Annotated in this window: 12 protein-coding genes; 6 read left to right on the top strand and 6 right to left on the bottom strand. The window is 63.6% G+C overall.

Annotated elements, in window-relative coordinates; all coding sequences use genetic code 11:
• Positions 1 to 2: 2 nt before the first annotated feature.
• Together LZK81_RS17890 and LZK81_RS17885 are read right to left on the bottom strand one after the other, a co-directional pair.
• Positions 3 to 1,958: a methyl-accepting chemotaxis protein gene (locus LZK81_RS17890; protein WP_233956610.1), complete on the bottom strand. Its 1,956-nt coding sequence runs from the start codon at positions 1,956 to 1,958 to the stop codon at positions 3 to 5.
• 395 nt (positions 1,959 to 2,353) lie between these two features.
• A complete protein-coding gene (locus tag LZK81_RS17885; RefSeq protein WP_046604342.1) occupies positions 2,354 to 2,947 on the bottom strand; it encodes a TetR/AcrR family transcriptional regulator in 594 nt (197 codons plus the stop codon).
• A 238-nt stretch (positions 2,948 to 3,185) separates the two neighbouring features.
• Between LZK81_RS17885 and LZK81_RS17880 the strand changes: the two genes are divergently transcribed.
• From LZK81_RS17880 to LZK81_RS17870, 3 genes are read left to right on the top strand one after another with little or no spacing between them, the layout of a single operon-like run.
• The gene (locus LZK81_RS17880) at positions 3,186 to 3,659 is read left to right on the top strand and encodes a (2Fe-2S)-binding protein (RefSeq protein WP_046608269.1); all 474 of its coding nucleotides are present in this window, start codon (positions 3,186 to 3,188) and stop codon (positions 3,657 to 3,659) included.
• Complete coding sequence (locus LZK81_RS17875) at positions 3,659 to 4,642, top strand: FAD binding domain-containing protein (protein WP_233954108.1); 984 nt, start codon at positions 3,659 to 3,661, stop codon at positions 4,640 to 4,642. The genes LZK81_RS17880 and LZK81_RS17875 overlap by 1 nt, the downstream gene beginning before the upstream one ends.
• Positions 4,639 to 6,927, top strand: a complete 2,289-nt coding sequence (locus tag LZK81_RS17870) for a xanthine dehydrogenase family protein molybdopterin-binding subunit (protein WP_233954107.1) — start codon at positions 4,639 to 4,641, stop codon at positions 6,925 to 6,927. The genes LZK81_RS17875 and LZK81_RS17870 overlap by 4 nt, the downstream gene beginning before the upstream one ends.
• A 34-nt stretch (positions 6,928 to 6,961) precedes the next feature.
• Here LZK81_RS17870 and LZK81_RS17865 read toward each other — a convergent pair whose 3' ends face one another.
• A complete protein-coding gene (locus tag LZK81_RS17865) occupies positions 6,962 to 7,915 on the bottom strand; it encodes a LysR family transcriptional regulator (protein ID WP_233954106.1) in 954 nt (317 codons plus the stop codon).
• A gap of 111 nt (positions 7,916 to 8,026) precedes the next feature.
• Between LZK81_RS17865 and LZK81_RS17860 the strand changes: the two genes are divergently transcribed.
• Positions 8,027 to 8,626: an NADPH-dependent F420 reductase gene (locus LZK81_RS17860; RefSeq protein WP_233954105.1), complete on the top strand. Its 600-nt coding sequence runs from the start codon at positions 8,027 to 8,029 to the stop codon at positions 8,624 to 8,626.
• 3 nt (positions 8,627 to 8,629) lie between these two features.
• On the opposite strand, the gene LZK81_RS17855 is transcribed toward LZK81_RS17860, so the two are convergent.
• A complete protein-coding gene (locus tag LZK81_RS17855) occupies positions 8,630 to 9,292 on the bottom strand; it encodes a sulfite oxidase-like oxidoreductase (RefSeq protein WP_046604348.1) in 663 nt (220 codons plus the stop codon).
• A gap of 87 nt (positions 9,293 to 9,379) precedes the next feature.
• On the opposite strand from LZK81_RS17855, the gene LZK81_RS17850 reads away from it, so the two are divergent.
• Complete coding sequence (locus LZK81_RS17850) at positions 9,380 to 10,552, top strand: aminotransferase (protein ID WP_233954104.1); 1,173 nt, start codon at positions 9,380 to 9,382, stop codon at positions 10,550 to 10,552.
• Between the two features lie 27 nt (positions 10,553 to 10,579).
• Positions 10,580 to 11,860 (top strand): DUF763 domain-containing protein, encoded by a 1,281-nt coding sequence (locus LZK81_RS17845; RefSeq protein WP_233954103.1) that lies wholly within the window; start codon positions 10,580 to 10,582, stop codon positions 11,858 to 11,860.
• Here LZK81_RS17845 and LZK81_RS17840 read toward each other — a convergent pair.
• The gene (locus LZK81_RS17840; RefSeq protein WP_038590168.1) at positions 11,842 to 12,075 is read right to left on the bottom strand and encodes a tautomerase family protein; all 234 of its coding nucleotides are present in this window, start codon (positions 12,073 to 12,075) and stop codon (positions 11,842 to 11,844) included. The two genes, LZK81_RS17845 and LZK81_RS17840, sit on opposite strands and share 19 nt — an antisense overlap.
• A gap of 86 nt (positions 12,076 to 12,161) precedes the next feature.
• On the bottom strand, positions 12,162 to 13,370 hold the full coding sequence (locus LZK81_RS17835; RefSeq protein ID WP_233954102.1) for a pyridoxal phosphate-dependent aminotransferase: 1,209 nt from the start codon (positions 13,368 to 13,370) through the stop codon (positions 12,162 to 12,164).
• Positions 13,371 to 13,373 lie beyond the last annotated feature (3 nt).

The following is a 13,373-nucleotide window of genomic DNA, read 5'->3' as shown; positions in this document are numbered from 1 at the left end:
GATCAGAATTCGGTCCACTGGGATTCGGCGGTTGCTGCAGCCGCTGCACCCCCGAAGGACTTGCTGACGCGCTGTGCAAGGCGGCGTGCCGGCGATTCCTGTGGGACGGCGTTGCGGCCGGCGGGCGCCGGGCCGGAGCCGTAGGCCGGCCGCTGCATGCCGGAACGCCGGCCGCCTTCGGAGAGCTGGAAGCGGGTGAGGAGATCACGCAGCTTGGTGCTTTCCGATGCGAGGTTGGCGCCGGCGGCGTTGGTTTCCTCGACCATCGCGGCGTTCTGCTGGGTCACCTGGTCCATCTGGTTGACGGCCGAGTTGACCTCTGCGAGGCCGACCGACTGTTCGCGGGCGGCGGTGGCGATCGCATTGATATGCTCGTTGATGGTGACGACGTGGCTCTCGATCGTCTTCAGCGCTTCGCCGGTTTCGCGCACCAGCTTTACGCCGTTCTGGACTTCGGAGCCCGACTTGCGGATGAGATCCTTGATCTCCTTGGCCGCATTCGCCGAACGCTGGGCGAGTTCGCGAACTTCCTGTGCGACGACTGCAAAACCCTTGCCGGCTTCACCGGCGCGGGCCGCTTCGACGCCGGCATTCAGCGCGAGAAGGTTGGTCTGGAAGGCGATCTCGTCGATCACGCCGATGATGTTGGAGATCTGGCTGGACGATTGTTCGATGCGCTGCATGGCATCGACGGCGTTGGCGACGACGGCGCCCGACTGGGCGGCGCTGGAATTTGCCTGCAGGGCGATCGTCTTTGCCTCGTCGGCGCGCTTGGAGGAGTTCGAGACGTTGGCGGTGATTTCGTCGAGGGCGGCGGCGGTCTCCTCGAGCGAGGCGGCCTGCTGTTCGGTGCGCTTGGACAGGTCGTCGGCGCTCTGGCTGACTTCACGCGAACCGCTGTCGATCGACTGAGCCGATCCGGCGACTTCCGAAAGGGCTTCGCCGAGACGGGACACGGCCGAGTTCAGGTCTTCGCGCAGCGCTTCGAAATCCGGAGCGAAGGGCTCGTTGAGCTGGAAGGCGAGGTCGCCGGAGGCGAGGCGGCGCAGGCCGGCGGCAAGGCCGGAGGTCGCTTGCTGGAGGCGGGCCTGAGCGGAGGCTTCCGCCTCTTCCTGCAGGTGGATACGGTCGGCTTCGGCTTGGGCACGGGCTTCTTCGGCCTGTTCCTGAAGCCGCCTGTTGGAGATCGCGGCCTGACGGAAGACCTCCACGGCACCGGCCATTGCCCCGACTTCGTCATTGCGTCCTGCAAAGGGGATTTCGGTCGCGGTGTCGCCTGCGGCAAGGCCGCTCATCGACGCCGTGATGCGCTGGATGGGTCGGGCGATACCGGACAGCACGTAGACCGCGGCACCAACGATCAGCAGGAAGACGACGCCAAGGATGCTTTCCATCGTGGTGAGCGCGGTTGAATAGGTCGTCTCCGCCTTGGCGGTTTCGAGGGCCGCCTCGTCCGTGTTCGACTTGACCAGCTTGGTAACGGCTTCCATGACCGGCTGGATTGTGACGCGCATCTTTTCCATCTCGACGCGGGCGCGGGCGTCGGAGGCCTTGCGGGAGAAGTCCAGCATCTTCTGCCCGTTGAGGACGTATTTGTCGATGCCCGTCTGGATCTGGTCGATGATCTGCTTTTCCTGATCGCTGGAGATCAGCGGCCTGTAGGTTTGGAGAGCAGCCTTGAGCGCGTCGGACTGCTGGGCGATCAGCTTTTCCGCAGCGTCCATGCCGAAATCCGACGTGGTCGTCAGATGCCCCATATAGGCGACCGTCATTCCGAGAATGGCCGTCTCTATATTCTTCGAGGCCTGGACGCTCGGCATCGAGTTTTGTGAAATCGTGGTGAGATTTCCAGCGACATTGGAGAGCGAGGAAATGGCTGCCCAGGCGAGAACGGCGACAAGCGTCGCGATCGCGCCGAAGACGGCGATGAGCGAGCTGCGAATGGAGAGACGGGACATGAGGTTCGGCTCCGGATTGGTGAAGCCTCGAAAGAGGCGACGCGTTTTCACGCGCAGATCTGATATCTGGCGGTGTGGGAAGAGAACCGGTCTCATACCGGCTCCTGCGCTACACCGGATGGCGGTCGCGCGGTAGCCGGGAGCTTAGGGTCAAACTCTTTAACGACAGATTGAATTTTGATAGTATATAATGACTTTTGACGATTTTCGGCGCAAAAAATTCGAAATTTCGTCTGTGCTATCCGCTTATTTTATAACAATAATATTGGAATCTGATTTTCTGAGTAACAGGCTACCTGTCAATCTGAGATTGCTTGATTTTCCGTTCAAACGAGATGCGAAATCTAGCCCTGTGACAAGCAGGTCGGGCGCAGATCCGATGCACGGAAGAGGCGTTATCTCCGGGTCCGCAGGCCGTCCATCAGCAGGCCGATCAGGCGATGCGACCGCTCACGCCATTCGGGCGATTCCGGGATGGAATAGATGCTCGACAGCGCGTGCAGGAGATCGGTCGTTTCGATGTCTCGGCGGACATATCCTCCATCGCCTGCAGTCTTCAAAAGACTTTCCAGCGCGCCGCGGATGAGGCCCGAGCCCTCGGAAAAAAGGGAGGAGTTGGATGTCATGAGAATGCGCAGGCTGTTGGCCATGCCCCGCTTGGTGGCAATATAGCCGACGAAGCGCCGCATCCATTCCTCGAGCGCCATGTCCGGCGAATGTAGCCTGGCAAGCTCGGTGGCGGCGCTCGCCAGGCCTTCGAGTTCGCGGCGATAGACCACCTCGACGAGATGCTCACGGCTGGGAAAATGGCGGTAAAGCGTGCCGATGCCGACGCCTGCCTGCCGTGCTATATCTTCCAGCGAAGTCTCGACGCCCTTTTCCGCAAAGGCTGCGGCCGCGACTTCGACTAGCCTGTCGCGGTTGCGGCGGGCATCGGCGCGAAGCCTGGCCGGTGCTGGCGATGCTGTCTTCGGCTCGGCCGAGGCCAAAATGCTGCTCCAGGCAAATGAGGGCTTGACGAAAATCCGTAAGCCACTAGTTTAAACGGAGGCGCCTCCGGTTATGTGGAGTGCCTTCCACTTCTTAGTCCAGAGGGGGACGGATGTCATGCCGAAATGTGCCGGTGCTTCTCTTGGCCTGGCATCATCTAGGGCATCACAGCCAGTTGGCCAGTCCGTCCCAGGCTTTAAAGTTCTCATTCTCGTGACGATGGCAGGAGCTTGATCCATGACACGAACCATCCATCTTTCGCTCGATATCAACGGGGGCCGGTACGACCTCGATGTCGAACCGCGCGTCACCCTGCTCGATGCCCTGCGCGAACATCTGGCGCTGACCGGCACCAAGAAGGGTTGCGACCAGGGCCAGTGCGGCGCCTGCACCTGTCATGTCGACGGCAGCCGCGTGCTTTCCTGTCTGACGCTCGCAGCCCAGGTCGAAGGCCGGCAGATCACCACGATCGAGGGGATCGCCGCCGAAAACGGCGAGCTGCACCCGGTCCAGGCAGCCTTCGTCGAGCATGACGCATTCCAGTGCGGCTATTGCACGCCGGGCCAGATCATGTCCGCAGTTGCCTGCATCCGCGAGGGCCATGCGGGATCCGATGAGGAAATCCGCGAATACATGTCCGGCAATCTCTGTCGGTGCGGAGCCTATAACAGCATCGTCGCGGCAGTGCGCGAAGCGGCGGAGATGGCGTGATGAGAGACTTTTCCTATCTCCGCGCCTCCTCGGCCGACGAAGCCCGCCAGGCGACGCTCCGGGCCGGTTCAGTGCTGCTTGCCGGCGGCACGACGCTGCTCGATCTTGCAAAATGCGGCGTGATGGAACCGGAAACGGTCATCGACATCACCCACCTCTCGGGCCTCGGCGAAGTCATCGTCGATGCTGGCGGCGCCACGATCGGTGCGCTTGCCAAGATGGGGGAGGTTGCCGATCACGCAGGCATCCGCGCCGCTTTCCCGGCGGTTTCGGAATCGCTGTCGCTGGCGGCATCCGCCCAGCTCCGCAACATGGCGACGATCGGCGGCAACCTGCTGCAGCGGACGCGCTGTTCGTATTTCCGCGAGCCGGACGTGTTTCCGGCCTGCCACAAGCGCAATCCCGGTTCCGGCTGTTCGGCGCTCGGCGGCGTTACCCGCAACCATGCCGTTCTCGGCACGAGCGATACCTGCATCGCCAGCTACCCCGGCGATCTGGCTGTGGCACTGGTTGCCTTTGATGCCGTGGTCGATCTCGGAGGCCGGACGGTGTCGGTCGACGACTTTTTCCTGACACCGGGCAATACGCCGGAGCGGGAAACCGCGTTGCAGCGCGGCGAGATGATCACCGCGATCACCGTGCCGGCCTCGGCGGCGGCGAGGAACTCGACCTATCTGAAGGTCCGCGACCGACAGTCCTATGAATTTGCCGCAGCCAGCGCTGCGGTCGGGCTGGAATTCGAGGCGGACGGCAAGACGGTGCGTGATATCCGCGTCGCTCTCGGCGGCGTCGCCACCAAGCCGTGGCGGGCTCGCAGCGTCGAACGGGCCCTGGTCGGCAAGGTGCTCAGCGCGGAAACCGTCGAGGCGGCGAGCCGGCTCGCCATGGAAGGTGCCGTTTCGCATGGCGCCAATCATTACAAGATCGAACTTGCGCCGCGCGTCGTCGCCCGCGCCATCCTGAAAGTTGGAGGTCTCGCATGACCATCATGGAACCCCGCAAACACGGCGACGCCTCCGACGGGACCGTCGGCGGCCGCCAGACGCGCTTCGAAGGCAATCTGAAGGTGACCGGTGGCGCGACCTATGCGTTGGAATATCCGGTCGAAGGCCTTGCCTATGCCATCCTCGTGCAGAGCACCATTCCGGCCGGTCGCGTCATTTCGGTCGATGCGAAAAAGGCGCTTGCTGCCCCGGGGGTGCTGATGGTGCTGACGCCGGATGACGACATGGGTCTCCTGGTCGCCTCCGACTGGGGTGGCAATCGCCCGGAGAACCAGCCGTATTATCCGCTGCCGCGGCAGGTGCAGTACAACGGCCAGTCGATCGCCGCCGTCATCGCGGAAAGCCGCGAACAGGCGGTCGAGGCGGCAAGGCTGATCTGCATCACCTATGAGAAGGCACCGCATGTCGCAAGCTTCGACGATGCGGCGGCCGGCGAAGGCAAGGTGATGGACAATCTGACCTCCGGTTGGGGAGATGCCGAGGCAGCGCTTGCGGCCGCACCGGTTCAGATCGAGGGCGAATATTCGACGCCGCGCGAATATCATGTCGCCATGGAGCCCCATGGGCTGACCGTGAAGTGGGATGACGACCGGATCACGGTCTGGGAACCGAGCCAGTGGTCTCACGGCATGGCGCGCAGCTATTCCGAATGGTTCGGCATTCCTTACGAAAACGTCCGCCTGATCTCGCCGTTCATCGGCGGCGGGTTCGGGTCGAAGGGGGCGGCTCTCGCCCATGGCGCGGTGGCCGCTTTCGCGGCAAGGAAGCTCGGCCGGCCGGTCAAGCTTGCGCTGACGCGACCGCAGAATTTCACCAACTATGGCGGTCGCGCCGCGACGCGCCAGAGGATCAAGATCGGTGCGACGGAAGACGGCATCCTTCAGGCGATCGTTCATCGCGGCGCCAGCGAGACCTCGACCTATGCGGACTGGCCGGAGCAGACGGGTGCTGCGACGCCGATCCTCTACAGGATAGAGAATTTCTCGTCGCAGCATCGGGTCGTGCCGGTCAATACCGTCACACCGGGTGCGTTGCGCGGCCCGGGAAAGAACCCCAGCGCCTTCGGCATCGAAAGTGCGATGGAGGAACTCGCCTACAAGCTCGGCATGGACCCGCTCGAACTGCGGCTGAAGAACTATGCCGACCACGACTACCAGTCGGGGAAACCCTGGTCGACCCGCCGGCTGCGCGAAGCGCTGACCGAAGGCGCCGAAGCCTTCGGCTGGTCAAGGCGCAGCCATGAACCACGTTCGATGCGTGATGGTAAGACCCTGATCGGCTGGGGCATCGGCTGCGGCACGTTCCCGGTCCTCCAGGCGCCGAGCGAGGCGATGATCCGCATCCTCGGCAACGGCCGTGTCGAGGTGGTCAGCGGTGCGATCGACATGGGGCAGGGGACCTATACGATCCTTGCCCAGACGGCTGCCGAAGTGTTCGGCATTCCCGTCGACCAGGTCGAGGTCCATCTCGGCGATTCCCGGTTGCCGGGTTCGGCGATTGCCGGCGGCTCGATGCTGGCGGGCTCCATCCTCGGCGCCGTGCACAAGGCGGCGACGGCGGCCCGCGACGAACTGATCGGACTGGCACTCAACGACGAGAAATCGCCGCTGCGCGATACCGGGGCCAATACGCTGACGTTCAGCGGCGGCCGCATTGCCGTTCCCCGGGATCAAGGCCCGTCGCTCACGCTTTCGGAACTGATGGCGGCACTCGGTCGCGACGAGATCGAGATCCTGAGGAATACGCTGCCGGAAGGTGCTACCGCCCAGGAGCAACGTCAGGCCTGGACGACGATGGCAAAGGTTCAGGGGCCGACCATGGGCGAATATTCCATGCACAGCTGGTGCGCCCATTTCGCCGAAGTACGGGTGGACGAGGATTTTGGAACGGTGCGGGTGTCCCGGATCGTCTCGGCCTTCGATTGCGGCCGGCTCTACAATCCGCGGCTGGTCGAAAGCCAGTGGCGGGGCGGCATTATCATGGGCATCGGCCAGGCGCTGCTCGAGGAAGGTCTCGTCGACCAGCGCAACGGCCGCACCGTCAACAACAACATGGGCGACTACCTCGTGCCCACCAACGCGGACGTGCCGCATATCGAGGTGATCTCCGTCGGCATTCCCGACTACGGCGCCTCGGCGCTGGGTGGCAAGGGCGTCGGTGAAGTCGGCATCGTCGGCGTCGCGCCGGCGATCGCCAACGCGGTCTTCCACGCAACCGGCAAACGCGTCCGCGACCTGCCGATCACGCTCGAAAAGTTGATCTGATCGATCTGGCGCACCCGGTTCCGGCCGGGCGCGCCTATCTTCTCTTCGGCATGTTCGATGCCCCGAGGCTGCCGGCAAAACGTTCGGCCAGACGTTCCTTCCGGAAATGCTCGACCACGAAATCGACAAAGACGCGGGTCTTTGCCGGCAGCAGGGTCTTGCTGGCGTAGTAGATCGATATCGGCCCGATATCCGCATACCAGTCGGGCAGCAGGCGGACGAGCGTACTGCTCTCCAGATACGATAAGGCATCGGGCATCGCGATCATCGCGACGCCGAGGCCGAGGTCCGCGGCGTGGGCAAGGGCGGCTGGGTCGTTGAACACCATCTTTTCCCTCAGTGCCACCGGCACTTCGTCGCCGCCGGCATTTCGCATCACCCATTGGCGGATACGTCCGGTATTGGAGGAACGCATATGGATGCCGTCGAGGTTCGCAAGATCCGCCGGATGGGCCGGCATGGATCTATCCTTCATGTAGGCCGGTGAAGCGACCAGAACGATATGGGCCGGCGCCAGCACCCGGGCGACAGCGCCGGGCGTCAACTCAAACCCGCCGCCGATCGCTGCGTCATATCCCTCGGCGATCAGATCGACCTGCCGGTTTTCGAACGCCCAGTCCGGGCGGATCAGCGGGTAGCACGCCATGAACTCCGGCAGCAGCGGCAGAATATAGTCCGTTCCGAAATGCGGGCTCATGCTGACCTTGAGTACGCCGGCCGGTTCCACTCCGTCCGAAGAGACCTCGGCGATCGCGGTCTGCAGCGCCTCGACGTGGTCGCGGATCTCCGACAGAAAACGTTCGCCCGCTTCCGTCAGCGTCAGCCTCCGCGTGCTGCGCTGGAAGAGGCGGGTGCCGAGGTTCCTCTCAAGCATCGCGACATTGCGGCTGACGGCCGCGGGCGTCAGCGCCAACCGCCTGGCCGCAGGCGAGAAACCGCCGAGTTCGGCGCTGCGCATGAAGGATTCGAGATTGGCGAGACTTTCCACGGCAGGTAATTCTCAACGATTGCTTGAAGATGATTGGCATTATTACCGGCTAATCAAGCGCCAATCCAGAAGCGATATTCCTGTCATCGAAACATACGGAGTATCGCAATCATGACCATCGGTATCATCGGCGCCGGCAATATCGGTGCAGCCTTCGCCCGCGCTCTTGCCCGCAGCGGCGTGCGTGCCACCATCGCCAATAGCCGCGGCCCGGCCTCGCTCGAAGCACTGACGGCTGAGCTGTCGCCCTGGATTTCCGCCGGCACGATCGAAGAGGCCGCAAGTGCGGACATGGTGCTGATCGCGGTTCCATGGACGAAGCTGCCGGCGGCCCTTGCCGGCCTGCCGGACTGGAACGGGCGGATCGTCATCGACGCCAACAATCCGATCGAGGCGCCGCTCTACAAACCGGCCGAACTCAACGGCCGTCTTTCCAGCGAGATCGTGGCCGACCTCGTGCCGGGCGCCCGGGTGGTGAAGGCGTTCAATCATCTGTTTGCAAAGCTCGTCGAGGCCGACCCCGCTTCCGAGGGCGGCAAGCGGGTGCTGTTCTATTCGGGCGACGACGCGGCGGCAAAGACGGACGTCGCCGCCTTGACGGAGAAGCTCGGCTTCTTCGGCGTCGATCTCGGCCCGCTTGCTGTCGGGGCCAAGCTGGCGCAGTTCCCGGGCGGCCCGCTGCCGGGACTGAACCTCGTCAACTTCGGCTGACGCTCAGTCGTCCGAATAGCGCTCCTCGGACCAGGGATCGCCACGCAGGTGGTAGCCGTTCTTTTCCCAGAAGCCGGCCTGGTCCCGGTCGAGGAACTCGATCCGGTTGAGCCATTTGGCGCTCTTCCAGAAATAGAGGTGCGGTACCACGAGCCGCACCGGCCCGCCATGTTCCTCGGTGAGCGGCTTGCCTTCCCACTCCGTGACGATGATCGCGTCCGGCGAGGCGAAATCCGAGAGAAGCAGGTTGGTGGTATAGCCGTCATAGCTGGTCAGCATGACGGCGACGGCCTCTTCCTGTGGATCGACGAGATCGAGGAAATCGTGCGTCGAAACGCCTTTCCAGTTGTTGTCGTAACGGGACCAGGTGGTCACGCAATGGATGTCGGAGCGCATCTCTGTCTGCGGCAAAGCCTGGAAGGCGGCCCAGTCCAGGGTTTTCCGGTTGTTGACGAGGCCGCGCACGTCGAGTTTCCAGCGCTCGGTCGAGACCTGCGGCTGCTGGCCGAGATCGAGCACCGGCCAGTTCTTGACCAGATGCTGGCCTGGCGGCAGGCGGTCGGTTTCCGGCCTGGTGATCCGGCCGGTCAGGAATTTGCCTTGTTCCGCCCATTTCCGTTTGGTGATGGTGAGCTTCGAATCCTCGGGCTCAATCTCGTCGGCCATATCCGGTTCTCCTTGCGTCGTGCGATAATCTGATAAACAAGAAAGGCAATCAATTGCCTGTTCGGAAAATCCTGTTCTCGGAAGATCATGCCTGCGTTCAATCCTCTTATCGAAAAACTCAGCCCTCCGCCCGTTCCCTCCGTCGCCGCCTGGGGCCGTGCCTATGACGGGTCCAAAGGTCCGCTGATCGACCTCTCTCAGGCCGTACCCGGTTATCCGGCCCATCCGGACATGCTGAAGCTGCTCGGCGAGACCGGCTCCTCAAAAGCCTTTACCGGATACGGCCCGATCGAGGGCGAGGCGGAACTGCGGACCGCCTATGCGGCGCATGTCTCGGAAGTGTATGGCGCGGGCATCGGGCTCAGGAACATCCACATTACGTCAGGCTGCAACCAGGCCTTCGTCTGCGCTGCGATGACGGTGGCCGGCCCCGGCAATACGGTGCTGATGACCGAGCCCTTCTATTTCAACCACGAAACGACGCTGGCGATGATGGGCGTCAAGACCGCCTTTGTCGCATGCGAAGCCGCCAACGGTTTCCTGCCGGATCTCTTAGGACTTGAAGCCGCGATCACCGGCGAGGTGCGGGCACTGGCGCTGGTGTCGCCCAACAATCCGACCGGGGCGATCTATCCGCCGTCATTGCTCGAAGCGATCTTCAGGCTCTGCCGGAACAAAGGCATCTGGCTGATCCTCGACGAGACCTATCGCGACTTTTTAGCCGTCGCAGGCCAGGCGCCGCATACCCTGTTCAGCCTCGACGGCTGGGAAGACACGCTGATCAGCCTCTACAGCTTTTCTAAATCCTTCTGCATTCCCGGCCACCGGCTTGGGGCGATCACCGCCGGTCCGGTTGCGGTCGAACAGATCGCCAAGATCATGGACAACCTGCAGATCTGCGCGCCGAGAGCGGCCCAGGCTGCCGTCGCCAAGGCTCTGCCGCTTCTCGCCGACTGGCGGGAGGAGAACCGCCAGGAGATCGGCCGCCGTGCGGATGCGCTGAAGGCGGTGATGCGCTCCGTCAACGACTGGAAGCTCGATGCAATCGGCGCCTATTTCGCCTTCGTGCGGCATCCCTTTCCGGGCAGGAGTTCCGCGGAAGTGGCGGAGAAGCTGGCCAGGCAGGCGGGCGTGATCTGCATTCCGGGCGCCTATTTCGGCGAGAGCCAACAGAATTATCTGCGCTTCGCGTTCGCCAATGCGGACGTGCCGACGATCGGGCTGTTGCGAGAACGTTTGCAGAACTTTTCCCTATCGTGAGCCTGAGCGTCCGTATATAAGCGGAGCATGGTTCAACAAGCAGGCAGTGCCGATCTCCCGCTTCACGGCGGCCGGGTTCCCCGGTGGCTCGGCGAGCGCATGACCAAGCTCGGCGCCGTCATCACCCAGGCGATCGTCATCGAATACGGCCGCGACGAACTGCTGCGGCGGCTGGCGCATCCCTTCTGGTTCCAGTCCTTCGGCTGCGTCATGGGCATGGACTGGCATTCTTCCGGCATCACCACCAGCGTTCTCGGCGCGCTGAAGCGCGGGCTGACGCCGATGGCCGGCGAACTCGGCATCCATGTCTGCGGCGGCCGTGGCCAGAGCTCCCGCAAGACGCCGGACGAATTGATCGCCGTCGGCAACCGCGTCGGCATCGACGGCAGCGGCCTTGCGACGACCAGCCGGCTGGTCGCCAAGGTGGATAGCGCCGCGGTGCAGGACGGGTTCGATCTTTACCTGCATGGCTTCATCGTCACCGACGACGGCAAGTGGGTCGTGGTGCAGCAGGGCATGAACGGCGACAAGCGCCAGGCGCGGCGCTACCACTGGATTTCGGAGGGCTTGAAGAGCTTCGTCGATTCCCCGCATGCGGCGATCGAGGGCCGTGGGCAGGGGGAGATCGTCAACCTCGCCGACCACCGTGCCGAAGCTTCCCGAAAGGGCCAGCTCGACCTGCTCGCGACGCTCGGGCCGGACCGGATCGTCCGCGAGGCGATCGCCATCGAGCCGGCTCGAAAAACGAAGGAACTGGCGCAGCCGATGCTGCCGCATCTGATCATGCCGGCCCATCACGATGTCCGCGAGGAGGACGTCAACATGAGGCGGCTGCATGGGACGCTGGCGGCGGCGGCCGATCGCGGGCCTGAACATTTCGAGAACCTGCTGCTGATGCCGGGCGTCGGCGCGCGGACGGTCAAGGCGCTCGCCATGGTCGCCGAGGTGGTGCATGGCGCGCCCTGCCGTTTTTCCGATCCGGCGCGCTTCTCGCTCGCCCATGGCGGCAAGGACCGGCATCCGTTTCCGGTGCCGCTGAAAGTCTATGACGAAACGATCAAGGTGATGAAGTCTGCGGTCGGCAAGGCCCGGCTCGGCCGCGAAGAGGAGTTGCAGGCGCTGAAGCGGCTCGACGACCAGGCCCGGCAGATGGAACGGTATGTGACAGGCCCGGACCTCAAGGAGATCGTCGCCGGCGAATTCCGCCAGTCGCACGAATGGGGCGGCCGCAGCGTCTTCGGCTGGGAGCCTCCGGCGGAGGAGGCTGCCAATTTTCCAGAATCAGCCGATCACTTGAAGGGATCATAACCGGGCTTTTTGTAGACAAGCTCCGGCTGCCCCTGGATATCCGGCACGTAGACCTTGTCCGTCCAGGCGTCCCTCGGAAAGTCCTGGATTGCGACCGACACGGAACTCTCGGCAGAGCCGAGGGCGGTCATGACCGCCTTCGTCACCTCGGCCGTCAGCGCCTGCTTCTGCTCTTCAGAGCGGCCCTCGATCATTTTGACGATAACATGGGGCATGTTGCGCTCCTCCGATGGGCAGTTTTGAAATCAACCGGAAGCGAGCATAGCCCGTCTCGTTCGTGGATTTCAATCGTGAACTCCGCTCACGCCATCGGCGTCGTCGCGCGGTCTCTCGCAGTGGATGCGATGCGGCCGGCGAGGTCGGCGATACGTTCCATGGCGGTTGCAACCACATCGTCCGGGACCGTCAGCGAGATGCGCAGGAAACCTGCGGCCTGGTCGCCGAAGGAGGTGCCGGGCATGACGGCGACCTTCTCCTCGCGCAGCAGTTCCCAGGCGAATTCCTCGCCGTTGAGGCCGGTGGCGGTCACGTCGAGCAGGACAAACATGCCCCCTTCCGGCGGCATCGGCTTGACGAGGTTGCTGCCTGCAAAGGCCTTCTCGACGATCCTGGCACGGCGGCGATAGTTTTCCCGCATCACGTCGGCGGTGTCGAAATGCTGCGACAGCGCCATGGCGGTCATGTCGGAGATGAAGGGCTGCACGCCGAACAGCATGGTCTCGGACACCGGCAGCAGTCTTTCACAGAACTCTTCCGGGCCGGCGGCCCAGCCGCTACGGAAGCCGGGGGCGGCGTGAGATTTCGAGATCGACGAGACCGCGATGGTACGTTCGGCCAGTGCCGGAATGTCGAAGGGCGAGGCGAAGGGCGTGCCTTCGAAGATCAACTGCTCATAGACCTCGTCCGAAACGATCCAGAGGTCATGCTTGCGGCAGACCTCGCCGATCGCGGCGATCTCGGCGGCGGTCAACACCGCGCCGGTCGGGTTGTGCGGCGTGTTGAGGAGCAGTACGCGGGCCTCCGGCGTGATCGCCCGTTCGAGGTCCTCGGCCTGCAGGTGGAATTTCTTTTCCGGACGCAGCGGCACGGGGATCATATGCGCGCCGGTGGAGGCGATGACGCCTTCATAGGTCGCATAGAGCGGATCGCCGACGAGTACGCCGTCGCCGGCTTCGACGAGGCCGGTCATGACGCCGTAGAGAGCGGTCTGGGTGCCGGGGAAACAGAGGAAATTGCGCTCTGTGACACCTGGCCGGCGCTTCGAATATTTCTCGACAAGCGCCTTTAGCACCGGCGGCTCGCCGCGGCCGTTGGAATAACGGGTGCGGCCGGCATACATGGCGCGCGCCGCCTCGTCGAGCAGAGCCTTGTCCGGCTTGACGTCCGGCTCGCCGATGGTGAGTTCGATGATGTCCTCGCCTGATGCCTGCATGCGGCGGGCGGTCAGGTGGAGTGCCCAGCGGCCGGAGCCGAGATGGGCGAGGCGGTCGGTGATCGAGGCATAACGCATCGG

The sequence above is a fragment of the Neorhizobium galegae genome (assembly GCF_021391675.1).
GTDB lineage: Bacteria > Pseudomonadota > Alphaproteobacteria > Rhizobiales > Rhizobiaceae > Neorhizobium > Neorhizobium galegae_B.
This window is presented reverse-complemented; position numbering and strand designations above follow the sequence as displayed.

Coding starts and splice junctions, on each gene's coding strand:
- LZK81_RS17890 (WP_233956610.1), bottom strand. CDS start 1,958: ATGTCCCGTCTCTCCATTCGCAGCTCGCTCATCGCCGTCTTCGGCGCG.
- LZK81_RS17880 (WP_046608269.1), top strand. CDS start 3,186: ATGACACGAACCATCCATCTTTCGCTCGATATCAACGGGGGCCGGTAC.
- LZK81_RS17875 (WP_233954108.1), top strand. CDS start 3,659: ATGAGAGACTTTTCCTATCTCCGCGCCTCCTCGGCCGACGAAGCCCGC.
- LZK81_RS17870 (WP_233954107.1), top strand. CDS start 4,639: ATGACCATCATGGAACCCCGCAAACACGGCGACGCCTCCGACGGGACC.
- LZK81_RS17860 (WP_233954105.1), top strand. CDS start 8,027: ATGACCATCGGTATCATCGGCGCCGGCAATATCGGTGCAGCCTTCGCC.
- LZK81_RS17855 (WP_046604348.1), bottom strand. CDS start 9,292: ATGGCCGACGAGATTGAGCCCGAGGATTCGAAGCTCACCATCACCAAA.
- LZK81_RS17850 (WP_233954104.1), top strand. CDS start 9,380: ATGCCTGCGTTCAATCCTCTTATCGAAAAACTCAGCCCTCCGCCCGTT.
- LZK81_RS17845 (WP_233954103.1), top strand. CDS start 10,580: ATGGTTCAACAAGCAGGCAGTGCCGATCTCCCGCTTCACGGCGGCCGG.
- LZK81_RS17840 (WP_038590168.1), bottom strand. CDS start 12,075: ATGCCCCATGTTATCGTCAAAATGATCGAGGGCCGCTCTGAAGAGCAG.
- LZK81_RS17835 (WP_233954102.1), bottom strand. CDS start 13,370: ATGCGTTATGCCTCGATCACCGACCGCCTCGCCCATCTCGGCTCCGGC.